20 protein-coding genes and 4 tRNA genes are annotated in these 22,357 nt (G+C 59.9%); 8 read left to right on the plus strand and 16 right to left on the minus strand.

Annotated features, from left to right (window positions below; translation table 11 throughout):
* Positions 1 to 4 precede the first annotated feature (4 nt).
* On the minus strand, positions 5 to 1,210 hold the full coding sequence (locus HYI44_RS13265) for a benzoate/H(+) symporter BenE family transporter (RefSeq protein ID WP_225569591.1): 1,206 nt from the start codon (positions 1,208 to 1,210) through the stop codon (positions 5 to 7).
* Positions 1,207 to 2,571 carry an aromatic acid/H+ symport family MFS transporter gene (locus HYI44_RS13270; RefSeq protein ID WP_122839019.1) on the minus strand — a complete coding sequence of 455 codons (1,365 nt, stop codon included), beginning with the start codon at positions 2,569 to 2,571 and terminating at the stop codon, positions 1,207 to 1,209. Before HYI44_RS13270 ends, HYI44_RS13265 begins: the two co-directional genes overlap by 4 nt.
* Positions 2,572 to 2,805: 234 nt before the next feature.
* Between HYI44_RS13270 and HYI44_RS13275 the strand changes: the two genes are divergently transcribed.
* The 4 genes from HYI44_RS13275 to HYI44_RS13290 all read left to right on the plus strand — a co-directional run bounded on the left by HYI44_RS13275 (position 2,806) and on the right by HYI44_RS13290 (position 5,773).
* Positions 2,806 to 3,432 carry a DUF1780 domain-containing protein gene (locus HYI44_RS13275; RefSeq protein WP_045059375.1) on the plus strand — a complete coding sequence of 209 codons (627 nt, stop codon included), beginning with the start codon at positions 2,806 to 2,808 and terminating at the stop codon, positions 3,430 to 3,432.
* A gap of 93 nt (positions 3,433 to 3,525) precedes the next feature.
* On the plus strand, positions 3,526 to 3,699 hold the full coding sequence (locus tag HYI44_RS13280; protein ID WP_045059374.1) for a DUF3094 domain-containing protein: 174 nt from the start codon (positions 3,526 to 3,528) through the stop codon (positions 3,697 to 3,699).
* A gap of 60 nt (positions 3,700 to 3,759) precedes the next feature.
* A complete protein-coding gene (locus tag HYI44_RS13285; protein WP_122839018.1) occupies positions 3,760 to 5,058 on the plus strand; it encodes an NAD(P)/FAD-dependent oxidoreductase in 1,299 nt (432 codons plus the stop codon).
* A 325-nt stretch (positions 5,059 to 5,383) separates the two neighbouring features.
* Complete coding sequence (locus tag HYI44_RS13290) at positions 5,384 to 5,773, plus strand: EF-hand domain-containing protein (RefSeq protein WP_201148854.1); 390 nt, start codon at positions 5,384 to 5,386, stop codon at positions 5,771 to 5,773.
* Between the two features lie 133 nt (positions 5,774 to 5,906).
* On the opposite strand, the gene HYI44_RS13295 is transcribed toward HYI44_RS13290, so the two are convergent.
* The 7 genes from HYI44_RS13295 to rluD form a co-directional block, all read right to left on the minus strand.
* A tRNA-Pro gene (locus HYI44_RS13295) sits at positions 5,907 to 5,983 on the minus strand.
* Positions 5,984 to 6,080: 97 nt separating this feature from the next.
* A tRNA-Lys gene (locus tag HYI44_RS13300) sits at positions 6,081 to 6,156 on the minus strand.
* 5 nt (positions 6,157 to 6,161) lie between these two features.
* Positions 6,162 to 6,238 (minus strand) — tRNA-Pro (locus HYI44_RS13305).
* Positions 6,239 to 6,247: 9 nt separating this feature from the next.
* Positions 6,248 to 6,323: transfer RNA gene (locus tag HYI44_RS13310), tRNA-Asn, on the minus strand.
* A 300-nt stretch (positions 6,324 to 6,623) separates the two neighbouring features.
* Positions 6,624 to 9,188, minus strand: a complete 2,565-nt coding sequence (clpB, locus tag HYI44_RS13315; RefSeq protein ID WP_122839016.1) for an ATP-dependent chaperone ClpB — start codon at positions 9,186 to 9,188, stop codon at positions 6,624 to 6,626.
* A gap of 129 nt (positions 9,189 to 9,317) precedes the next feature.
* Positions 9,318 to 10,043, minus strand: a complete 726-nt coding sequence (gene pgeF / locus HYI44_RS13320; RefSeq protein ID WP_225569592.1) for a peptidoglycan editing factor PgeF — start codon at positions 10,041 to 10,043, stop codon at positions 9,318 to 9,320.
* Entirely contained in the window at positions 10,040 to 11,002 is a 963-nt protein-coding gene (gene rluD / locus HYI44_RS13325; protein WP_122839014.1) for a 23S rRNA pseudouridine(1911/1915/1917) synthase RluD, read from the minus strand. Before rluD ends, pgeF begins: the two co-directional genes overlap by 4 nt.
* Positions 11,003 to 11,153: 151 nt before the next feature.
* On the opposite strand from rluD, the gene HYI44_RS13330 reads away from it, so the two are divergent.
* The 4 genes from HYI44_RS13330 to HYI44_RS13345 all read left to right on the plus strand — a co-directional run bounded on the left by HYI44_RS13330 (position 11,154) and on the right by HYI44_RS13345 (position 15,467).
* On the plus strand, positions 11,154 to 12,176 hold the full coding sequence (locus HYI44_RS13330; protein WP_122839013.1) for an outer membrane protein assembly factor BamD: 1,023 nt from the start codon (positions 11,154 to 11,156) through the stop codon (positions 12,174 to 12,176).
* Between the two features lie 135 nt (positions 12,177 to 12,311).
* Complete coding sequence (locus tag HYI44_RS13335; protein WP_122839012.1) at positions 12,312 to 12,545, plus strand: PP0621 family protein; 234 nt, start codon at positions 12,312 to 12,314, stop codon at positions 12,543 to 12,545.
* Entirely contained in the window at positions 12,535 to 14,124 is a 1,590-nt protein-coding gene (locus HYI44_RS13340) for a sensor histidine kinase (protein WP_122839011.1), read from the plus strand. The genes HYI44_RS13335 and HYI44_RS13340 overlap by 11 nt, the downstream gene beginning before the upstream one ends.
* A gap of 2 nt (positions 14,125 to 14,126) precedes the next feature.
* The gene (locus tag HYI44_RS13345) at positions 14,127 to 15,467 is read left to right on the plus strand and encodes a sigma-54-dependent transcriptional regulator (protein WP_122839010.1); all 1,341 of its coding nucleotides are present in this window, start codon (positions 14,127 to 14,129) and stop codon (positions 15,465 to 15,467) included.
* 59 nt (positions 15,468 to 15,526) lie between these two features.
* On the opposite strand, the gene thiO is transcribed toward HYI44_RS13345, so the two are convergent.
* From thiO to HYI44_RS13380, 7 genes are read right to left on the minus strand one after another with little or no spacing between them, the layout of a single operon-like run.
* Entirely contained in the window at positions 15,527 to 16,627 is a 1,101-nt protein-coding gene (gene thiO, locus HYI44_RS13350; protein WP_225569593.1) for a glycine oxidase ThiO, read from the minus strand.
* Between the two features lie 52 nt (positions 16,628 to 16,679).
* The gene (locus tag HYI44_RS13355) at positions 16,680 to 17,084 is read right to left on the minus strand and encodes a type IV pilin protein (RefSeq protein WP_225569594.1); all 405 of its coding nucleotides are present in this window, start codon (positions 17,082 to 17,084) and stop codon (positions 16,680 to 16,682) included.
* 14 nt (positions 17,085 to 17,098) lie between these two features.
* Complete coding sequence (locus tag HYI44_RS13360) at positions 17,099 to 20,200, minus strand: pilus assembly protein (protein ID WP_225569595.1); 3,102 nt, start codon at positions 20,198 to 20,200, stop codon at positions 17,099 to 17,101.
* Positions 20,187 to 20,669 carry a PilX N-terminal domain-containing pilus assembly protein gene (locus tag HYI44_RS13365; RefSeq protein ID WP_225569596.1) on the minus strand — a complete coding sequence of 161 codons (483 nt, stop codon included), beginning with the start codon at positions 20,667 to 20,669 and terminating at the stop codon, positions 20,187 to 20,189. Before HYI44_RS13365 ends, HYI44_RS13360 begins: the two co-directional genes overlap by 14 nt.
* Before the next feature lie 11 nt (positions 20,670 to 20,680).
* A complete protein-coding gene (locus tag HYI44_RS13370; RefSeq protein WP_225569597.1) occupies positions 20,681 to 21,394 on the minus strand; it encodes a PilW family protein in 714 nt (237 codons plus the stop codon).
* Complete coding sequence (gene pilV, locus HYI44_RS13375) at positions 21,391 to 21,837, minus strand: type IV pilus modification protein PilV (protein WP_225569598.1); 447 nt, start codon at positions 21,835 to 21,837, stop codon at positions 21,391 to 21,393. The genes HYI44_RS13370 and pilV overlap by 4 nt, the downstream gene beginning before the upstream one ends.
* Positions 21,834 to 22,301 (minus strand): GspH/FimT family pseudopilin, encoded by a 468-nt coding sequence (locus HYI44_RS13380; RefSeq protein ID WP_225569599.1) that lies wholly within the window; start codon positions 22,299 to 22,301, stop codon positions 21,834 to 21,836. The genes pilV and HYI44_RS13380 overlap by 4 nt, the downstream gene beginning before the upstream one ends.
* Positions 22,302 to 22,357: the final 56 nt, after the last annotated feature.

Consider the following 22,357-nt stretch of genomic DNA (forward strand, 5'->3'; position numbering starts at 1 on the left):
GTTTTTATTGATCGACAGTCGGGAGTGCTTCAGCCGTTGCATTTTCGCGGCGGGCGTTTAACAGAAGGTGGGTGGCCATGCCGAAAATCAGGCCCCAGAATGCCGCAGACAGTCCGAACAGCGACATGCCCGAAGCCGTAGCAAGAAAGGTGACCAACGCCGCCTCGCGATCACCCGGCACGGCCATTGCGCCGGCCAAAGCCCCGGCAATCGCAGCGAACAACGCCAGGCCTGCGAGCGCCGCAATCAGCTCCTTGGGAAACGCCGAGAACAACGAAACCAGGGTGGCACCGAAGATCCCCAGCACCAGGTAACACAGGCCGCCGACCACGCCGGCCACGTAGCGCTTGTGCGGATCTTCATGGGCATCGCGACCGGTGCAGATGGCCGCCGTAATCGCCGCCAGGTTCAGCCCATGGCAACCGAACGGTGCCAACAACGCCGTGCCCAACGCGCTGCTGGCGATGATCGGCCCGGCAGGCGTGGAGTACCCACTGGCGCGCAAGACCGCCATGCCGGGCACAAATTGGCCGGTCAGTGCCACCATCACCAGGGGCAAGGCGATGTTCAGGGTCGCGCTCAAGGTAAACTCGGGCGTGATCCAGACCGGTGTCGCCAAGCCAATGACCAGTGCTTCGCTGCGCAGATCGCCAGCGGCAAAGGCTATCGAGCAGCCCACCAGCAGCACCATCAACACCGCATACCGAGGCAGCAGTCGCTTGCAGACCAGGTAGGTGACGAACATCGCCAGTACCAGCAGCGGCTTGCCCTGCAACGAGACGAACAACCCGGTGCCGAAGCTGAACAAAATCCCCGCCAGCATCGCTGCGGCAATCGCCGCCGGCAGTTTGCTGATGATCCGGTCAAACGCCCCCGACACCCCGACCAGAAATATAATCAGGCTGCTGACCAGATACGCGCCCACCGCCTCCGGCATGGAAATACCCGGCAGCAGCGCCACCAGCAACGCCGAACCCGGCGCCGACCACGCAATGATCACCGGCACGCGGTAACGCAGGCTCAAGCCGATCCCCAGCACCGCACTGCCGATGGAAATTGCCCAGACCCACGACGACAGCACTTCTCGCGAAAGCTGTGCGCTGTCGGCGGCCTGGAAAATAATCACCAGTGGGCCCGCGTAGGAAATAACCGTGGCGATAAAACCGGCGACAGCGGCCGACAGGGAGAAGTCCCGTAGCAATGATTTCATGACGCTTCGCCGACGGCCCCGGCAGGCTCAACGGCGCGCATGGACTGGGCGTGCCTGGCGCTGCGCTGACTGCTGATGGCAAACACGGTCATGGCAATCGCCGCCACCGCACCGGGCAAGGCAAACGCCATGAAGTTGAGCTGCAGTGGCAGGTTGATGCCAAGCAAGGCACCCCCCAGCAGTGGGCCCACGATCGCGCCATTGCGCCCGATACCCGAGGCCCAGCCCAGACCGGTGGAGCGAATCGTCATCGAATAGAATTGCGCCGCGCAGGCGTACAACAGAATCTGCGAGCCGATGGTGGTGGCGCCGGCGATGGCGATCAGCAGGTACAACAACGGCATCGGGCTGTTGAAGCCAAGCAAGGTGATTGACACGGCCGCCATGGCAAAGAACACCGCCAACACCCGTGGCAGGTTCAGTTTGTCACCCAGCACACCGCCTCCGACCGCGCCGAAAATCGCCCCGAAGTTGAGCACCAGCAGGAAAGACAGGCTCGAACCCAGACTGTAACCGGCGTTGGCCATCAGCTTCGGCAGCCACGAACTCAAGGCGTACACCATCAGCAGGCAACAGAAGAATGCCAGCCACAGCATCAGCGTGCGCAGTGCCCGGCCCTCGCGAAACAATTGCAACACCGGAGTGCCGGTGCCCTTCACTTCGCTCATGTCGAGTTGATCGTCGATGTGCGCGACGTAGGCCGGATCGACCCGCTGAAGAATGTTGCGTGCTTCTTGATTGCGTCCCTGGCGCAGCATGAAACCCACCGATTCAGGCAGGAAGTACATGATCAGCGGCAACAGCAGTAACGGCAGTACCGCGACGTAGAACACTGACTGCCAACCGAAGCTGGGGATCAACACAATACCCAGCCCCGCCGAGAGCATGCCGCCCACGGAGTAACCGCTGAACATGATCGCCACCAGCGTGCTGCGGATTTTCTTCGGCGCGTACTCGTTCATCAGCGCCACGACGTTGGGCATGACCCCGCCGATGCCGAGGCCGGCGATGAAGCGGCACACACCGAACTCGGTGGGATTACGGGCAAACCCGTTGAGTACGGTAAACCCGCTGAATAGCATCACGCAGATCGTGATGGCTTTCTTGCGGCCGATGCGGTCCGACAGCGGTCCGAAAAACAGCGCGCCGAACATCATGCCAAACAAAGCGTAACTGCCCAGCGCTCCAGCCTGCAGGGGCGTCAACCCCCACTCTTTCATCAGCATCGGCAGCACCACGCCGTATATCACCAAATCGTAACCGTCGAAGATGATGATCAGGGCACACCAGAACAGCACCATCCAGTGGAAGCGATTGAAGCGTGCGTTGTCGATAACCTCATGTACGTCAATTTTGCGCATGGCGTTTTTTCTCTTGTTGTTGTTATTTCAGAGCGTCGCAAAAGCGGCTAACGTCCCGTAAAGCCGAGGGTAAAGCTGGCGGACGCGTGGAAATATCCGCTGCGCGCAGATCACTATCCGTTTTTTGCAGGGCCCTGGAGCGGGCGCGAAAAGAGGCTGTCTTGCCGATGGCCGTTGCCCCCGTACAACAAATTGTCTTCTTTGCCAGCGCATTTGAACGCTAAGCTTGGGCTTATGGATGACTCTGATTACTTACGCCTGCTGACCATTGCGGCCGAGCAAGCCAACGCGTTCCTGTCCAATGCCCGCAAATGGGAGCGCGAGCGTTGGGTGTGCCAGCGCCTGCTGCAAGGGCTGAACATTCCCTACCGAGTGGACGAGTTTGCGCCTGCCGGGGAGCCGCCTGATGTGCTGTTTCGGGACGCCAGTTTCGAGGTGTTCTTTGTGCTGGACGAAGGTCGGCGCCTCAACGATGAGTGGCGCGATGAATTGCAGCGTCGGCGCAGTGCGTTTTCCCTGAGCTCGCTGGTGCGTCGGGAGGCGAAGCCCAAGCGCATTCCCGCCAACGAGTTCCTGCTCAGGCTCGCACCGACCTTGCGCAAGAAAGCGCACAACTACAAAGAGCGGGGCATGGACCTTGGGGAGCTCGATATCATCGCCTTCGCCAGCCTCAAGCGCGAAGTGCTGGACCTCAACAGCCATTTTCCACCCCCCACCGAATACTTGCGCCAGGGCTGGCGCTCGTTATCACTGGTGGGGCCGACCTTCGCCAGGGTGCTGTTCGCCCATCCGGATGCTCCCGACTTCCTGCGCAGCAACCTGGGGCGCAGCATCGTCTTCGATGTCGGCATCAGCCTGTGAGTCGCCTGCCCCCATCGGCTATGCTGCGTGCAACCTTTATTGAATCAGCTGTAGCTTTCATACATTCACCAACGTCTATCTGACGAGGGCTTTATGACCAGCCGCCTGAACCCCGACGACCAAAAGCATGTCGAAGAGTACCTGCACTTGTCCCAGCACCGAGTCGAGCGCCGGCCATTCCGGCCGTGGATGCTCCTGGTGATGGTATTGGCAGTGACCATTGGTTTGGGCCTGTTGAGCCGATTTATCAGTTACCTGGCGCTATGAGCCGCGTTGCGCTCGCGAGGGTGACTGCACCGATTTCTTTTAGCCTTGCGAGATATCCCCATGACTCATCGTATTGTCATCGTTGGCGGCGGCGCCGGCGGTCTGGAGTTGGCTACCCGTCTGGGTAAGACTCTGGGCAAGCGCGGCACGGCCAGTGTGATGCTGGTCGACGCGAACCTGACCCACATCTGGAAACCGTTGCTGCATGAAGTGGCAGCCGGCTCCCTGAACTCCTCCGAAGACGAACTCAACTATGTTGCCCAGGCGAAATGGAACCATTTCGAGTTTCAGCTGGGGCGCATGAGCGGGCTCGACCGCGCCCAGCAGAAAATCCAGCTGGCCGCCACTTACGACGAAGCCGGCATCGAACTGGTGCCCGCACGGGAACTGGGTTACGACTCGCTGGTGATCGCGGTCGGCAGCACCACCAACGATTTCGGCACCCAGGGTGCGGCGCAACATTGCCTGTTCCTCGACACCCGCAAACAGGCGGAGCGCTTTCACCAGCAACTGCTCAATCACTACCTGCGAGCCCATGCCGGGCAGACTGACAAAGTCGAGCAGATCAGCGTGGCCATCGTCGGCGCCGGGGCCACCGGGGTCGAGCTGGCAGCAGAGCTGCACAACGCCGCGCATGAACTGGCGGCTTACGGCCTGGACCGGATCAAACCGGAAAACATGCACATCACCCTGATCGAAGCCGGGCCACGCGTCTTGCCAGCCCTTCCGGAGCGCATTGGCGGGCCTGTGCATAAAACCCTGGAGAAGCTTGGGGTCAACGTCATGACCAATGCCGCGGTGAGCGAAGTGACGGCCGACAGCCTGATTACTGCCGACGGCAAAGTCATCAACGCCAGCCTGAAAGTCTGGGCCGCCGGGATTCGCGCGCCGGGGTTCCTCAAGGACATCGACGGCCTGGAAACCAACCGCATCAATCAGCTGCAAGTACTGCCTACGCTGCAGACCACCCGCGACGAAAATATCTTCGCCTTCGGTGACTGCGCCGCCTGCCCGCAACCTGGCACTGATCGCAACGTGCCGCCACGGGCCCAGGCAGCGCACCAGCAGGCATCCTTGCTGGCAAAATCCCTGAAATTGCGCATCGAAGGCAAGGCCTTGCCGGCGTACAAGTACACCGACTATGGCTCACTGATTTCGCTGTCGCGGTTTTCGGCTGTGGGTAACCTGATGGGCAACCTGACCGGTAGCGTGATGCTGGAAGGCTGGCTGGCGCGGATGTTCTATGTGTCGCTGTATCGCATGCACCAGATGGCGCTGTACGGCGCGTTTCGTACTGCGATGCTCATGCTGGGCAGCAAGATCGGCCGCGGCACCGAGCCACGCCTGAAACTGCATTAAGTATTCGGTCCCGTCAGGGCCTGATCGGGAGCAAGCCCGCTCCCACTGGTTATTGTGTCGACCCTGGAATCCGGGTTCGACACTCAACTTGTGGGAGCGTGGCTTGCCCGCGATACAGGTGCCTCGGTAAAACCTGCGAAAACTTCCGTGTCCCATTGTATCCCCCTCCCCGATTCAGCCCCTTCGCATACAAACTCCCCCTTGCACGACACAGTAGCGATACACCCAACCCGCTAAATGGCCACACCCGGGCAAGGCATCCTGCCTGCTCCGGTGATCAGACCCCTTAACGAGCGGTTGTGTCGTGCAACCCAGGAGAATTGAAATGTCCCGTACTGCTAACACCTTTGGCTTGCTCGGCGCGGTTCTGGCCGGTGGCATGGCGTTGTCTGGCTCCGTGTTTGCCTCCCAGCCCCTGGCCCAGGGCTATTTGCTGGCCTCGGCTGACCAGGTGGTGAAAACCCCGGAAGGCAAATGTGGCGAAGGCAAATGCGGTGATGAGTCCATGGCCCAGACTGATACCGATGGGGACGGCAAAGTGTCCCGTGCGGAATTCCTGAAAGTGGCTCCCAAGGCTGATTTCGACAAGATCGACACCAACCATGACGGCCAGATCGACGAGCAGGAAGCCTTTGATAACGTTAAGGCCAACTACGAAGCCAATGGCAAGAAAATGCCCAAGGGATTGTTCGAGCATCTCAAGGACAACAGCTGAGTCCTGAAGCATCGAACCTGCGCCCGGCTTCTCGCCAGCGAAAAGCGGGGCCTTTTTTGCAGGCGCTTTTTGCCCGGCAATTATCAGCAGACAAAAAAAATCCCCGTATCTTTCGATACGAGGATTTTTAATATGGTCGGGGTAAGGGGATTCGAACTCCTGACATCCTGCTCCCAAAGCAGGCGCGCTACCGGACTGCGCTATACCCCGGTAAAAAAAAGGCGACCTTTCAAAGATCGCCTTCTTCGATCAGGGCTTTTGGCCTCTGATCTTAAGATTCGATCCCAGCGTTAACTGGTTTCAAAAATGGTGGGTCGTGTGGGATTCGAACCTACGACCAATTGGTTAAAAGCCAACTGCTCTACCAACTGAGCTAACGACCCAAAAATGGTCGGGGTAAGGGGATTCGAACTCCTGACATCCTGCTCCCAAAGCAGGCGCGCTACCGGACTGCGCTATACCCCGGTATGAAATTGGCTCCGTGACCAGGACTCGAACCTGGGACCCAATGATTAACAGTCATTTGCTCTACCGACTGAGCTATCACGGAACTGCATATTTCAATGACAACATTTGAAGCTTTTACTGCGTCTCTTCGACCCGTCTGCATCGCTGCGTTCGTGTGTCTGAGGCGCGCTATTCTACAATCTTAAGCACCTCTGTCAACCCCCTAATTTGCATTCAAGTTAATGATTTGCAACTTATTTCAGATTCCTGCTTGGGGAGCAGAAACCCTGGCGGGTGACTTACTGCGGGGCGCACTTTACAAGCCTTTTCCTTTGAGTTCAACAGCCTAACGAAAAAAAGGCCTCGCAAAGCGAGGCCTCCCAGGTTTTGTTGCCACCGTGGCTCAGACAAACACGATTTCGTCGTTCTCCACGACACCCTTGGCAGTGTCCCCAGCCATGAACCGACCCGACAGGATCAACTGTGCCAGCGGGTTCTCGATCCAGCGCTGGATGGCCCGTTTAAGCGGCCGCGCACCATATACCGGGTCGTAACCGACAGCGATCAGCTTGTCCATCGCCTCCGGGCTGAGTTCGAGCTTCAGCTCACGTTCGGTCAGGCGGCTGCGCAGACGACTCAACTGGATCTCGGTAATACCGGCGATCTGATCGCGAGCCAATGGCTCGAAAATCACCACTTCGTCGACCCGGTTGATGAACTCCGGCCGGAAGTGCGTGGAGATCGCATCCATCACCGCAGCGCGCTGCGCCTCACGATCGCCCACCAGTTCCTGGATCTGCACCGACCCAAGGTTCGAGGTCATCACGATCACAGTGTTCTTGAAGTCCACCGTGCGCCCATGACTGTCGGTCAGGCGGCCGTCTTCCAGCACTTGCAGCAGGATGTTGAATACATCCGGGTGGGCCTTCTCGACCTCATCCAGGAGGATCACCGAATAAGGCTTGCGACGCACCGCCTCGGTCAGGTAACCGCCCTCTTCATAGCCTACGTACCCTGGTGGCGCACCAATCAGCCGGGCCACGGAATGTTTCTCCATGAATTCGGACATGTCGATCCGCACCATCGCCTCTTCCGTATCGAAGAGAAACTCGGCCAGCGCCTTGCACAGCTCGGTTTTACCCACGCCGGTCGGGCCGAGGAACATGAACGAGCCGCTCGGACGGTTCGGATCGGACAAGCCGGCCCGCGAACGCCGCACTGCGTTGGATACGGCAATCACCGCTTCGTCCTGGCCGATAACACGCTGGTGCAGCAGGCTTTCCATCTTCATCAGCTTGTCGCGCTCGCCTTCGAGCATCTTCGACACGGGGATGCCGGTCCACTTGGACACCACTTCGGCAATCTCCTCCTCAGTGACCTTGCTGCGCAGTAACTGATTTTCGGTTTTGCCGTGCTGGTCGACCATTTGCAGGCTGCGCTCCAGGTCCGGGATCACCCCATACTGCAACTCGGCCATGCGGTTCAGGTCGCCTTTGCGGCGGGCTGCTTCCAGTTCCTGGCGGGACTGCTCGATTTTCTGCTGGATCTGCGCCGAGCCCTGGACTTCGGCTTTCTCGGCGTTCCAGATCTCCTCGAGGTCCGAATACTCACGCTCGAGACGGGCGATTTCTTCCTGGAGTTTTTCCAGGCGTTTCTTCGCCGCGTCGTCGCTCTCTTTCTTCAGCGCCTGGGATTCCACCTTCAGCTGAATCAGACGGCGCTCCAGACGGTCGAGCACTTCCGGCTTGGAGTCGATCTCCATGCGGATGCGGCTGGCGGCCTCGTCAATCAAGTCGATGGCCTTGTCCGGCAACTGACGGTCGGTAATGTAACGGTGACTGAGCTTGGCTGCCGCGATGATCGCGCCATCGGTGATCGCCACCCTGTGGTGAACTTCGTAACGTTCCTTGAGGCCGCGCAGGATCGCGATGGTGTCTTCTTCGCTCGGCTCATCCACCAGTACTTTCTGGAAGCGTCGCTCGAGGGCCGCGTCCTTCTCTATATATTGACGGTACTCATTGAGCGTAGTGGCGCCCACGCAGTGCAGTTCACCGCGTGCCAGAGCCGGCTTGAGCATGTTGCCAGCATCCATCGAGCCTTCGCCCTTGCCGGCACCGACCATGGTGTGCAGTTCGTCGATGAACAGAATGATCTGCCCTTCCTGCTTGGACAACTCGTTCAGCAGCGACTTGAGGCGCTCTTCGAACTCACCCCGATACTTCGCACCCGCGATCAGCGCACCCATGTCCAGGGACAGCAGGCGCTTGCCCTTGAGGCCGTCCGGCACTTCACCATTGATGATGCGCTGGGCCAGACCCTCGGCGATCGCGGTTTTACCCACACCCGGCTCGCCGATCAGTACCGGGTTGTTTTTTGTGCGACGCTGCAGCACCTGGATCGTCCGGCGAATCTCGTCGTCACGGCCGATGACCGGATCGAGCTTGCCGTCTTCGGCACGCTTGGTCAGGTCGACGGTGTATTTATCCAGCGCCTGGCGCGACTCTTCGTGGTTGGCGTCATTGACGGCATCGCCCCCACGCAGGTTGTTGATGGCATTTTCCAGGGCCTTTTTGCTCACGCCCTGCCCCAGCAACAATTTGCCGAGCTTGTTGTTTTCGTCCATCGCCGCAAGCAGTACCAGCTCGCTGGAGATGAACTGGTCGCCCTTCTGCTGGGCCAGGCGATCGGCCTGGTTAAGCAGGCGCGCCAGGTCCTGCGACATATTGACGTCGCCGGTCGGGTTCTGGATTTTCGGCAGCTGGTCGAGCTCTTTGGTCAGCTCTTTTCGCAGGCTGTTGACGTCAAAGCCCACCTGCATCAGCAGGGGCTTGATCGACCCACCCTGCTGTTCGAGCATGGCCTGCATGAGATGCGCAGGTTCAATGCCCGAATGATCAAGGCCGACGGCCAGGGATTGGGCGTCGGACAGGGCTAACTGTAATTTGCTGGTTAAACGGTCTATACGCATAAGTCACCTTCCTTTTGAGCAGGCCGGACCTATAAACATCCTGAATGAAGAAACCTGCCAGATACCCCATTAGATGTGGTCGATTCTGGGAGATTCAAGCGTCTTGAGGTTGACGCAGGTCAGGGAAGTCTAGCGGTTAAGCCAAATAAGGGAGGCAAATCTTCCAGTGCGCGGGTTGCGACGGTAGGAAAAGAAACGCGGATCGGTCACGGTACAGAAACCGCCACCGTAAACAGCCGTGACACCGCGAACGGCCAGGCGCAAACGTGCGAGCTGATAGATGTCGGCCATGAATTTGCCGGCACTGACGCCTGGCGTGAAGGCAACGGCTGCTTCAGGCAACTGCGCCACGAAGGTTTCGCGTACCTCCGGCCCCACTTCGAAGGCCTGTGGGCCTATCGCCGGGCCAAGCCAGACCAGCACTTGTGCTGCCGGCAGCGCCAGGGTATCAAGCGTGGCTTCCAGCACACCCGCCGCCAACCCGCGCCAACCGGCGTGAGCCGCCGCCACCCGAGTGCCAGCACGGTCACAGAACAGCACCGGCAGGCAATCGGCCGTCATCGCCGCGCAGGCAATGCCGGGGGTTGCCGTCCAGCTGGCATCGGCCGTAGCGACCGTGCCCGGGTCAGCGTGAGACACGGCAATGCCATGCACCTGCTGCAACCAGGCTGGCTGAATAGCGAAATGCTCAGTGAGACGTCGGCGATTCTCGGCAACAGCCAGGGGGCTGTCGTCGACATGATCGCCCAGGTTGAGGCTGTCAAACGGCGCCAGACTGACGCCGCCGGTTCGGGTGGTAACACAGGCTTTCACCCCGGCAGGCGCAGGCCAGTCGGGAATCAGCCAGTCACTCATCCGATGAACGCCTCGCGGTCTTGCTTGAGCAGGGTCAGCAACCAGACGAAATCGTCCGGCAGTGGCGATTCCCAGCTCATGCGCTCACCGGTCGTCGGATGATCCAGCTCCAGGAACCGCGCGTGCAGAGCCTGGCGCGGAAACGCCTTCAGCGACTCGACCATGGTCACACTGGCTGCCGGCGGGATACGGAAGCGTCCGCCGTAGGCAGGGTCTCCAACCAACGGGTAGTTGATGTGGGCCATGTGCACACGAATCTGGTGAGTACGCCCGGTTTCCAGCTTGACCCGCACATGCGTGTGGGAGCGGAAACGCTCGAGCACACGGTAATGGCTGACGGCTTGCTTGCCCCCTTCCATCACGGCCATGCGCTGGCGTTGCTGGCCGTGACGACCGATCGGCGCGTTGATCTTGCCGCCGGCAGTGACCACACCAATCACGATGCACTCGTAGATCCGGCTGACGCTGCGGCTTTGCAGCTGGGTGACCAGCTGGGTCTGCGCCTGAATGGTCTTGGCCACCACCATCAGACCGGTGGTGTCCTTGTCCAGGCGATGCACGATACCGGCGCGGGGCACATTGATGATGTCCGGCACGTGGTGCAGCAAGGCGTTGAGCAAAGTGCCGTCAGCGTGACCGGCAGCCGGATGCACCACCAGGCCCGCAGGCTTGTTGATCACCAGGATGTCGTCATCTTCATAGACGATGTCCAGCTCGATGTCCTGAGCGATCCATTCGCCCTGAGCTTCCTGCTCGGCAGTCAGTTCAAGAATGGCGCCACCGTGAACGATGTCTCGCGGGCGGATAACCGCCCCATCCACAGTCAGGCGGCCGTCTTTGATCCAGGCGGAAAGGCGCGAGCGCGAGTGCTCAGCGAATAATTGTGCGGCGACTTGATCGAGGCGTTGGCCGCCCAATTCGGACGGCACCTCTGCGCTAAGTTCAATTTTATCGGACATGCTCAGACTAGGCGTCGGCACAGCTTTTGGTTTCGGCTGCGCGCTTGTGGTTAAATACGGCGTCTTTTGCCCCGAGGCTATGCAACGGGGCGCTCATCATAACAGGACGGCCCCGCCCAAGACAGCGGCCGTCATAGGGACGCAAGCCGCCATGCAAGTGAAACACCTGCTGCTGATCGCCATCCTCGCATTGACCGCTGCTTGCTCATCGAAGGAAGTCGTTGACGAAAACCTGAGCGAGGCCGAGCTGTACCAGCAGGCTCAGCACGATCTGGACAACAATAGCTACACCGCCGCCACAGCCAAGCTGAAGGCGCTGGAGTCGCGTTATCCGTTCGGTCGCTACGCCGATCAGGCTCAACTCGAGCTCATCTACGCCAACTACAAGAACACCGAGCCTGAGGCTGCGAAATCCGCCGCCGAGCGCTTCATTCGCCTGCACCCGCAGCATCCGAATGTCGATTACGCCTATTACCTCAAGGGTCTGACGTCTTTCGACCAGGACGTCGGCCTGCTGTCGCGTTTCCTGCCGCTGGACATGACCAAGCGTGACCCGGGCGCTGCCCGCGACTCCTACAACGAGTTCGCCCAGCTGACCAGCCGCTTCCCGAACAGCCGTTATTCGCCTGACGCCAAGCAGCGCATGATCTACTTGCGCAACCTGCTGGCCGCCTACGAAATCCACGTGGCCGACTACTACCTGACCCGTCAGGCTTACGTAGCCGCTGCCAACCGTGGCCGCTATGTAGTGGAAAACTTCCAGGAAACCCCTTCGGTCGGCGACGGCCTGGCGGTAATGGTCGAATCCTACCAGCGCCTGCATCTGGACGAGCTGGCCAACACCAGCCTGGAAACCCTGAAGCTCAACTACCCGAACCACCCAAGCCTGGAAGACGGTCAGTTCAAGCCTTCGGTGGACGAAGCGGACAACCGCTCGTGGCTGAGCAAGGCGACTTTGGGCCTGATCGAATCCCGTCCGCCTCTGCCACCGGGTGAAACCCGCGCCAACCAGGACGTGCAGAAGCAGTTCCAGGATGCCAAGGATGCAATCCCGAGCGATCTCAAGCCCAGAGATGAAAACGGCGACGTGATCGAGGAAGAAGAACAGGAGTCGGAAGGCAACAATGACGACCGTTCCTGGTTCAGCTACATGACCTTCGGCGTGTTCGACTGATATCTGCAGACGCTGCGGGGCGAGCAAGCTCAAGCTCGCTCCTGCAGTGGAGAAGCGTCTCGCAGCGTTATATCGCTGTGCGCTGATCAGCTCCTTGGCTAAACTGCTCCATCACTCGTCATAAAGCAGCTCAACATGCTTCGTTTATTGTTCTGGATCGCCCTGATTGCCGCCGCTATCTGGTTGTGGCGCAAGTTCAAGGGCCAGGCGGCAGCGCCTCGCTCGCCTGCCGAGCGGGAAGCGGCCCCCATGGTTCGTTGCGCCCATTGCGGCGTGCACCTGCCCCGGGAGCGAGCCTTGAGCCTTCAACAGCAATGGTATTGCAGCCAGGCTCACCTCGAGCAAGGCCCGGGCTCCAGTGACCGCTGAGACCACCCGTCCCGGCCACAAACAAGCCCAGCGACTGCTGCGTCTCTATCATCTCTACCGCCTGAGCGTCGGCATCACTCTGGTGCTGCTGATTTCCAGCAACATGGACAGCCAGCTGCTTTCGCTCGCCAATGGCGAGCTGCTGCGCAGTGGCAGCTGGCTGTACCTGGTATTGAACATTCTGCTGGTAGTGTTCCTGGAGAACACCCGGCGCCCTGGCCAGCTTCTCACCCTGGCACTGGTCGACGTGTTGCTGTTGTGCGCGTTGTTCTATGCCGCCGGTGGCGTGCACAGTGCGATCGGCAACCTGTTGATTGTCTCGGTGGCCATCAGCAATACCCTGTTGCGACGACGCATCGGCCTGCTGATCGCCGCCATCGGCGCGCTCGGCATCGTAGGGTCGGGCTTCCTGCTGAGTTTCAGCCAACCCACCAGCCCCAACGATTACTTGCAGGTCGGCACGCTGGGGGCGCTTTGCTTTGCGGCAGCATTGCTGGTTCAAGGCCTGATCCGGCGCCTGGAGGTCAGCGAGACCCTGGCCGAACAGCGCGCCAGCGAAGTGGTGGGGCTTGAGGCTCTGAACTCGCTGATTCTGCAGCGCATGCGTACCGGTATTCTGGTGGTCGACGATTTACGACGCATTCAACTGGCCAACCACAGCGCGCTGAAACTTCTGGACCATGGCGCGCTTGAAGGGCGCTCGCTCGACCAGGACTTTCCAGAACTGGTCGAACGCCTGCAACTATGGTTGAACAACCCGACATTGCGTCCCCAGAGCCTGAGAATCGACAGCAATGGCCTGGAGCTGCAGCCCAGTTTCATTGCCCTTGAGCGAAGTCCAAGGCAGCAGACCCTTATATTCCTTGAAGACCTGGCGCAGATCGCCCAACAGGCCCAGCGACTCAAACTTGTAGCGCTGGGGCGTCTTACCGCGAGCATCTCCCATGAAATTCGCAATCCACTGGGCGCCATCAGTCACGCCGCCCAGCTATTACAGGAATCGGAGGAACTGAACAGCGCCGATCGGCGTCTGACGCAGATCATTCAAGATCACTCCCAGCGGATGAACCGGGTCATCGAAAACGTCCTGCAATTGTCCCGGCGCCAACAAACAGTGCCCCAGCGGCTCGATCTGAAGCCTTGGCTTGAGCAGTTTGTCGCTGAAGCCCGCGAGGCCGCGACAGAAACCCGGCAGCTTCATCTGAGCATCGCACCGGGAGACTTCAGGACCTTGATGGATCCCAATCAACTGACCCAGATTCTCGACAATTTGTTGCGCAATGCCTGGCGCCACAGCGCCCAGATAAATGCCCAGGCGCAGGTCTGGCTGGAGTTGTTCCTGGACCCGCACAGTCAGCTGCCGACCCTGGAGGTCCGCGACAACGGCCCTGGGGTCCCGGCGCCAGCCCAGGCTCATCTGTTCGAACCTTTCTTCACCACGAGCCCCCAAGGCACAGGCCTGGGGCTTTATCTGTCCCGTGAGCTGTGCGAAAGCAACCAGGCCCGCCTAGACTTCAAACCACGCCAAGGCGGCGGCTGCTTTCGCATCACCTTTGCTCACGGACGGAAACAAAGTTGAACATGAGCCCACTGCAAAAAATTCTGATCGTCGACGATGAACCGGATATCCGCGAACTCCTGGAAATCACCCTGGGCAGGATGAAGCTCGATACCTTCAGTGCCCGCGACCTTGGCGAAGCCCAGGCCTTGCTGGCGCGGGAAAGCTTCGACCTGTGCCTGACCGACATGCGCCTGCCGGACGGCACGGGGCTGGAGCTGGTGCAATACATCCAGCAACGTTATCCACAGCTGCCAGTGGCCATGATCACGGCGTATGGCAGCCTGGAAACGGCCATCAACGCGCTCAAGGCCGGTGCTTTCGACTTCCTGACCAAGCCGGTCGACCTGACCCGTCTGCGTGAGCTGGTCACCACCGCGCTGCGCCTGTCACCCGTGGGTGGCACCGCGATTTCAATCGAGCGCCGGTTGCTGGGTGAGTCCCTGCCCATGCGCAACCTGCGCAAGCACATCGACAAACTGGCACGCAGCCAGGCCCCGGTGTACATCAGCGGTGAGTCCGGCAGTGGCAAGGAACTGGTCGCTCGACTGATCCACGAACAAGGTCCGCGCGCCAACCAGCCATTCGTTCCGGTGAACTGCGGGGCGATTCCGTCCGAGTTGATGGAAAGCGAGTTTTTCGGGCATCGCAAAGGCAGTTTCAGTGGCGCCATCGACGATAAACCCGGACTGTTCCAGGCCGCCAATGGCGGCACCCTGTTTCTCGACGAAGTGGCTGACTTGCCGTTGGCCATGCAGGTCAAGCTGCTGCGGGCGATTCAGGAGAAAGCCGTGCGCAGCGTCGGCGGACAACAGGAAACCGTGGTGGATGTGCGAATTCTCTGCGCCACCCACAAGGACCTCGACGCCGAAGTTGCCGCTGAACGCTTTCGCCAGGACCTGTATTACCGCCTCAACGTGATCGAATTGCGGGTGCCAGCGCTGCGCGAACGTCGTGACGACATCGAATCCCTGGCGAGCCATATGCTCAAGCGACTGGCCAGCAACAGCGGCGAGCCAGCGGTGAAACTCCACCCCCACGCGCTGGAAGCCTTGAAGAACTATCGCTTTCCGGGCAACGTCAGGGAACTGGAGAATGTTCTTGAGCGCGCTTATACCTTATGCGAAAACCAGCAGATTGAGTCCAGCGACCTTCGGCTCATGGAGGGCAATTGCACAGCGGATGGAGACTTACCGGACCTGACGCAGATCGACAACCTGGAAGATTACCTGGAAAACGTGGAACGCAAACTCATCCTCCAGGCGCTGGAGGAAACCCGCTGGAACCGCACGGCAGCGGCTCAGCGGCTGAATCTGTCATTCCGCTCGATGCGTTACAGGCTCAAGAAATTGGGGCTGGATTAAAGCAGGAAGATCGCACTCCCTGTAGGAGCTGCCGCAGGCTGCGATCTTTTGATCGTCTGTCAGATCCGCCCGGTTGGCGCATAGGGCGCCGGATCAATGATCGGCTCACGCCCCAGCATCACATCCGCAAACAACTGACACGACGCCGGCGCCAGTACCAGGCCATTGCGATAATGTCCGCAATTGAGCCACAGCCCCTCGAACCCGGGCACCCGACCAATGTACGGGATACCCTCCGGTGAACCCGGACGCAATCCAGCCCAATGCCCGACGACTTCAGCGTCCGCCAATGCCGGAATCAACTCCACCGCTGAAGCTTTCAGGCTCTGCAGCGCGGTCTCGGTCGGCGTCTTGTCGAAGCCCTCGTGCTCCAGGGTACTGCCGATCAGAATATGCCCATCGCGGCGGGGAATCGCGTATCGCCCCTTGGCCAGCACCATGCTCGGCAAAAAATCGGCAGCGCATTTGTACAAAATCATCTGGCCTTTCACCGGTTCCACCGGCAGCTCAAGCCCGAGGGTCTTGAGCAGATCACCGCTCCACGCCCCCGCAGTCAGTACCACCTGGTCAGCCGCAATCGCGCCCGCCGAGGTCCGCACGCCCACCACCTGCTCGCCTTCACGAATGAACTCGCGCACCTCGCACTGCTCATGAACAGTCACATTCGGCAACGCCAGCAATGCCGCCTTGAGGGACTTCACCAGCCGCGGATTGCGCACGTTGGCGACGTCGGCCATGTAGATCGCCCGGGAAAACCCCGGCCCGAGCACAGGCACGGCATCATGGGCCGCCGAGAGGTCCACCGCCCGCAGCGGCCGGTGTTCGCGTAGCGCCCAGGCCAGCGCTTCGGCTTCATCGTCCAGGTCCAGCCAGTACAGGCCGGTGGTGTGCACTTCGGGGTCCACACCAGTGGCCGCGAACAGGCGCGCGCCAAGTTGTGGATAAAAATCCTGTGACCAGTGCGCCAGGGCGGTGACCGCCGGGCCATAACGCCACGGGTACAGCGGCGAAACGATACCGCCACCGGCCCAGGACGATTCCTGGCCGACATTTGATCGATCCAGCAGTACAACGCTTTGTACTTCAGAGGCGAGATTGAATGCGGTCAGCAGGCCAATCACTCCGCCGCCGACGATCACCACTTGCTGTTGCCTGGTCATGTTCTGATCCAACCATTAGATAGACAGGGGCACAAAACGCACCCGAAAAAACTCAGCGACCCCAGCAGTCCTTGGTGGTCAGCCCGGCTGCGGCATTTTCCATGCCTCTGGCGCCGGTGTTGGTAATCGTGAAATCCCCGCACTTGTCAGTGGCCATCGCCGAACCGACTTTACGCTTCGCGGTCAGCTTGTAGGTCTGATCGGCCAGGGTGGGCACTATGGTGTAGTAGTCGTTACCCGCGCTCAAGGTCGCGCCGGTGTACACACTGGTTTTCGAGTTGGAGTAAAACCGCTCGAGTATCTGCGCCTGCTCGGAGAGCAATCCTGCCACTTCAGCCCGGCGGCCCTTTTTCACATATTCGGTCAGGCTCGGATAGCCAATGGTGATGACGATACCGATGATCGCAATCACGATCATGATCTCGATCAGGGTAAAACCGCGGTTCGATCTACGCATGCCTGCACTCTCGCTTACTGAATTTGTCGCCACATGATGCGTCGGCTGCCACCGCCGGCCTTTTCAACCAACGAGGTTGGCGTTCCGCTGGAGTCGTTGACGATCTTGCGGGCGCCGCCATTGACGATGGCGTTGAGCACCGGCATCCCGCCCGTGAACACCACGCCGCTGGAAATCGCGTCCGTGCCATCCACCAGCCCGTCACCGTTGGTGTCGAGCACAGCATAATTGAGCATTTTACCGTTGAACGCATCCAGTTCGACCAGTTTGCCGGTACCAAAACTGGCACAGGGGTCGGTGGTGTCGACGCTGGCGGTGGTGAAGACAATCCGCCCCAACACCAGGGCCGCCTGGTTGATCACTCGCTCACCGGTCAGCGCGCTGTTGTAGACCAGTGGCAGGTACCAGCCCTTCTCTGCCGGGTAGGTCACTTCGTTCTGGCTGGTGGTGATGAATTGTCCTGCGCTGCCCGAGAACACACTCTGCACCGATTGCTGCTGCAGATTGGCCGGGGTGAACTGCCCGGAACCACCGTCGGCGTCCCACACGGCATAAAAAGCCTGCAGGTCCTTGTTGGTCTTGTCTGCGGTCTCATTGAACTTGCCCGTACCAAAAAATACCACTTTGCCGCCCAGGGCGTTGTCGGCCAGCAAGGGTTGCGCAGTGATTGGCTGCAACGTGCCGGCGGCGGTGGTAGCGGTAAACAAAGGCTTGCCGGCAAACGCCACGTTCCACGCATCGCTGCTGGTACTGCTCAGGTCAAACTTCCACAGCCGCCCCTTGAGGTCACCGCCATAAGCGGCCTGTACCACATTCTGCGAGTTGACCTTGAGCTTCACCGAGGACAGCCCGTTGTCGTTTCCGGTGCTGTCGGCCACGATTTTCCTGATCAGCGAGCCGTTGCTGAGGTCGATGACGTACAACGCCGCCACCCCTGAGTTGCTCCCGTAACCGTTCGAGATAAACGCCGCCCAGCGGCCATCGTCCAGACGCGCCACTTCGGGACGAGCGTAGGCATAACCCAGGTCATTAAAAGCATTCGCAGGGGTCGGCGTGGCCGGCGCACTGATCTCCCAGGCCGCCTTGGTCACGTTGCCCGCCGTAGCGTCGAACAGCTGCAGCCCGTAAAACGTCCTGCCGCCCGCCCCGGTTCCGCCCACGGCCATGGTTTTCCAGCCCGAGCCGATTTTGGCGTCGAACACGCCGACCTGGCCATCCACTAAAAACTTGTGGCTGGTGCCGTTGATGTAGGTGGGATCGGCGATGTAACGCAGCGACGGCAGGACGCTGGAGGGCATGTAGGCGTAACGCCGGCTGCCATTGCTGGCGTTACTCGTGGGGCTGGCGTTGATGACGCTGACAAAACCGTCGTTGCCGTTGACCACCAGGCTGGCAGTCATATTGGCAGCCTTGTTGGCCAGGTAGGTGCTGTAGCTGCTATCACCGGCCAGGTCGGAAGCCGTTTTCTCCGTAGGCGAGGCCAGTACCAGCGGCGAGTTGATGATGTCGCCGAGCAAAGCGCTACGTACCTTCAACCCGGCCTTGTTGATGCCTTTGCTCCACTCCACCAGATCGGTGCCCTTGATGTTGGTGGGCAGCCCCTGGTTCAGGACCGCCTGCTGCGACGTCGAGAAGTTGTTGAACGCCAGGGTCACCGGCACATTGTCCTGGGTATTCCAGGACTGGTAGGTCGGTGCAGTCGCGCCGGGAACTATGGCCTTGTCCGTGCTCCACAGCAACGAGCCAGTATCCACCGCACCCGTGGCAGTGAAGCCAAAGGATTTGATAGTGCCGCGCCAGTCCTTGGGGTCGTAGCTGGTCTGGTAGTACGAAGAACCGATCCCGACCACCGCGCTGCTGGTGGTGCCACTGCCACCTGAACCGGCCTTGGAGGTGATTTCGCTCAAGGCCGATGACAGTGCAGTGGTCAGGTCGGTGCTATCGGTGGCGAGGTAGTACTTGCCCTGGCCGTACCTTGCCGCGTCTTCCAGCATCTGGTTGGCAATGGTGAACCCTACGGTGTAGGTGTTCATGTTCTGCCTGGGAAAATCTGCCGAATCCCAGGCTTTTTTCGCCAGATCGACCCCGGTGGAACGCATGTCGATATCAAAGGCGAACTTGGCGATGTCATCCAGAAACAGCGAATCACCCTCGTCGTCACCACCCAGGGGGTTATCGCCATCGTTGCTGATGCCGTCCCAGTTGGGCAGTCTTGGGCCGCCCTTCGCCGTGGCCTGGGGGTCGTCGGTGGGAAAGGTTCGGTCGAAGGTTGGCAAACCATCGGTGATCACCACACCGTAGTTTTTCTGGCAGCGGTACTGGATCGGGCTGGTATAGGTTCTGGAGCCGTTGTAGTAAGAACCCAGGCCGCGCATGTAGCGGGTGACTTCGTAGTAGGTTTCCGCCAACGGCGTGTTGGCGACAGCCCTCAAGTCGTCGATGGAATCGGTCAGCGCGTTGAATTTGGCATCCGTGGTCAAATCGTCGATGGGGACGGCGATGTAGCCGCCGTTACCCCGGTTGTTGCTGGTTACGGCGTTGAACGTCGCAAGGCCGATGCGCAAAGAACGGTTGGCGGTGACCAGCGAGCTCGATACGCTGCGCGCCACGCTGATCCGCGATTCGATGGGAATGGGCGAGCTGGACGTGGAAAAATCCGTTCTCTGGCCGTTGGCCAGGCCTACAACGTAGGCGATGTAATTGCCCGAGTAGCGGGTATCGCCGTTGCCTGCGGGGTCTGGCAGTTTGATGCACAGTGGCGACACGCTGTTGTTGTAAAACGAGTAGTAGCCGTTCGAACAGCCTGACGTGGATAGGCTCGACAGGAATATCGAATCTCCGGTGATGGCCGTCGAGGCGTAACACACCCCCAGGAACGTGTTGCACTCACGGGCTGGTGTGCGATTGATGTTCGGATCGAAGGCGGCGGCATAAATGATGTTGTTCATGCTCCCCGAGTTGTCGATTAGCAACATCACGTTCGGCGCCACCGCGGCCGCACTCAGCAGGGGCGAGTCGGACGGTGTGAAGGCATAGGCCGGTGCCGCCAGATACAGACTCACCAGCATGCCGCAGAGCATCTGCCACCAACCGGCGCGCCGCTCAGTACTTCGCATAGATGCTCTCCACCACACTGCGAACTTTGTCACCGACCACGGCCACGGCCGTGACGCGGTAAAGCGTCGCAGAGGTGTTGCTCGGCACATTCACCGCATTCACTGTGGTTCCGATGTTCTGTACTCCGTAGAAGCCACTGCCGGCGGCGATCCAGGTCACTCCCGACGTCGAATTGAACCCGGCGCCAGTCATCGAGGTGGACTCTGCGGGCGGCGCACACTGGATGGTCCCACTGCATACGGCCAAGGTATAGGTGGACAGTTGCACCGCATTTTCGCCCATGCGTAGCGCCGCTTCGGCGAGCTGGAACGACTGATTGCGCAACGACACGCTGGTGGCCATTTTTTCCTGCAGGGTGGCGCTCTGCATCGAGGAAAGACCAATCAGCGTCAGCAGTAGCAGAAATACCAGGCTGACCAACAGCGCCATACCGCGCTGGGAGCGAGGAACCGCATCAGGAATACTCATCGGCCCCTCTCTCATTGCAGGCGATTGCGCAAGGCGGCAACCACGTTGAAGGTTTGATCGCGGACCCTTTTTTCGGGGTCGGTAAGGGTCAATGTCAGGCGCACGCTGCGAATACGCGCCGGGTCAGAGGGGTTACTGCTGTAGCTGGAAGCGGCCACTTCGCTGGCAGAGCTGGCAAGGCCGAAGCTGACGTCGAAGGTACTGACATTGTCCACCAGTACGAATTGGGTCGGCGTACCACCATGCACGCCCATCGTCAGCTGTCCGTTTTTCAGGCTGTAGACAAGTCGCCGGATCGGAAACGCCAACTGCCCCGCTACCGGGGCCTTCGCCTGACTGTAGGCCGTGGCGCTGTTTCGACAATCGGAAATCACTGTCCAGGTGGGCGTTCCACCATTTACGCCGACATCGCCAGTCACCAGCGTGAGCCTGAGGTTGGTGCTGTCCCAGCTGATGGGCGTGATCTGGCTGGCACTGAAGTCGCTCGCAGAACTGGAATCAGTGATGATCCCGAGGCAACCGAACATGCCGACCATGCGAATTTCCTGAATCATTTTGCCCAGCACGAACCGGGCGTCTTCCTGCATGTTGGACGCGTTGTTCTGACTGACGTAAGTGTTCTTGGCGGCGATAAAAATCTGCGCCACGCCCAGAACGACCACCAGGCTCAACGCGAGGGCGATCAACAGCTCGATCAGGCCAAAACCTTTTTGAGCGCGATTCATGGCGTCGATACCGGGTCGACGGTGGCGCGACTGGTCAATATAAAACTGCGGCGAGTATTGGTATTGGCGGCGCGGGAGTCATCCCAAGCGATCGTGATGGTGTACACCCGTTGGCTCAGGGCAATGGTACCCGTGGCAGTGGCACCCAGGGCGCTGGCGATGTTGCTGGTGAAGTCGAAAAGGTCCTGATCCCGGGCCACGCTCAGGTTGCCCGAGGTCGGGGGCGTGATCGTATAGTCGGCGCCGGAGTTGGCGCGAATGCGGTCCATCATGTCGTAGGCAATGAAGCTCGCCTGGCTGGTCATCCGCGAACTGTCGGTGTACTTCAGGGCATTGAGCTGAATCGCCGCTGCGCCCAATAGCCCCACGGTCAGAATCAACACTGCAACCAGCACCTCGATCAGCGTCATGCCCTCCTGGGCACGCTTGCTCCCTTGCCTCATCCGCAGTTTCCACCCAATAAAATACGTCCGTTCAAACACACATTCAGCGTTCGGCTCTGTGCCCCCAGCACATAAGTGATCGCCACTGCAGTAGCAGGTGCCGCCAGCCCGCCCAGGTTATTAAAACTGATGGCGGTCACTCCTGAGGTTAGCGCCAGATTCGCCCCGCTGCTCATTGCAGGAACAACCCGCAATACATTGGCCGGCGAGCTCGAAATGTCGGAAACCGTCAATTCGCCGGTCCAGGCTCCGCCCTTGGGAAGAACCTGAGTGGTAATGCCTCGGTCAATCGCCTCCAGCCTCGCGTAACTCAGGGCCCGTCGCAGATCCCCGACCTCGGTGTCGGCCTTGGTACGTTGCACTGAACTGGTAAATGCCGGCACGGCCATGGTGATCAGGATCAGAAAAATGGCCAGTGCAACCAGCAACTCGATCAGAGTGAAACCTTTTGTACCACGATCCATCAGTGCCCTCCGTTGCCGTCGGCTATACCTGCTGCTACACGCTAGAACATTCAGCC

The sequence above is a fragment of the Pseudomonas sp. Y24-6 genome, assembly GCF_020295325.1.
Taxonomy (GTDB): Bacteria; Pseudomonadota; Gammaproteobacteria; order Pseudomonadales; family Pseudomonadaceae; genus Aquipseudomonas; species Aquipseudomonas gregormendelii.

Coding starts and splice junctions, on each gene's coding strand:
- HYI44_RS13330 (WP_122839013.1), top strand. CDS start 11,154: ATGCAAGTGAAACACCTGCTGCTGATCGCCATCCTCGCATTGACCGCT.
- rluD (WP_122839014.1), bottom strand. CDS start 11,002: ATGTCCGATAAAATTGAACTTAGCGCAGAGGTGCCGTCCGAATTGGGC.
- clpB (WP_122839016.1), bottom strand. CDS start 9,188: ATGCGTATAGACCGTTTAACCAGCAAATTACAGTTAGCCCTGTCCGAC.
- HYI44_RS13265 (WP_225569591.1), bottom strand. CDS start 1,210: ATGAAATCATTGCTACGGGACTTCTCCCTGTCGGCCGCTGTCGCCGGT.
- thiO (WP_225569593.1), bottom strand. CDS start 16,627: ATGACCAGGCAACAGCAAGTGGTGATCGTCGGCGGCGGAGTGATTGGC.
- HYI44_RS13370 (WP_225569597.1), bottom strand. CDS start 21,394: ATGAATCGCGCTCAAAAAGGTTTTGGCCTGATCGAGCTGTTGATCGCC.
- HYI44_RS13365 (WP_225569596.1), bottom strand. CDS start 20,669: ATGAGTATTCCTGATGCGGTTCCTCGCTCCCAGCGCGGTATGGCGCTG.
- HYI44_RS13360 (WP_225569595.1), bottom strand. CDS start 20,200: ATGCGAAGTACTGAGCGGCGCGCCGGTTGGTGGCAGATGCTCTGCGGC.
- HYI44_RS13380 (WP_225569599.1), bottom strand. CDS start 22,301: ATGGATCGTGGTACAAAAGGTTTCACTCTGATCGAGTTGCTGGTTGCA.
- pgeF (WP_225569592.1), bottom strand. CDS start 10,043: ATGAGTGACTGGCTGATTCCCGACTGGCCTGCGCCTGCCGGGGTGAAA.
- HYI44_RS13335 (WP_122839012.1), top strand. CDS start 12,312: ATGCTTCGTTTATTGTTCTGGATCGCCCTGATTGCCGCCGCTATCTGG.
- HYI44_RS13345 (WP_122839010.1), top strand. CDS start 14,127: ATGAGCCCACTGCAAAAAATTCTGATCGTCGACGATGAACCGGATATC.
- pilV (WP_225569598.1), bottom strand. CDS start 21,837: ATGAGGCAAGGGAGCAAGCGTGCCCAGGAGGGCATGACGCTGATCGAG.
- HYI44_RS13275 (WP_045059375.1), top strand. CDS start 2,806: ATGGATGACTCTGATTACTTACGCCTGCTGACCATTGCGGCCGAGCAA.
- HYI44_RS13280 (WP_045059374.1), top strand. CDS start 3,526: ATGACCAGCCGCCTGAACCCCGACGACCAAAAGCATGTCGAAGAGTAC.
- HYI44_RS13270 (WP_122839019.1), bottom strand. CDS start 2,571: ATGCGCAAAATTGACGTACATGAGGTTATCGACAACGCACGCTTCAAT.
- HYI44_RS13285 (WP_122839018.1), top strand. CDS start 3,760: ATGACTCATCGTATTGTCATCGTTGGCGGCGGCGCCGGCGGTCTGGAG.
- HYI44_RS13290 (WP_201148854.1), top strand. CDS start 5,384: ATGTCCCGTACTGCTAACACCTTTGGCTTGCTCGGCGCGGTTCTGGCC.
- HYI44_RS13355 (WP_225569594.1), bottom strand. CDS start 17,084: ATGCGTAGATCGAACCGCGGTTTTACCCTGATCGAGATCATGATCGTG.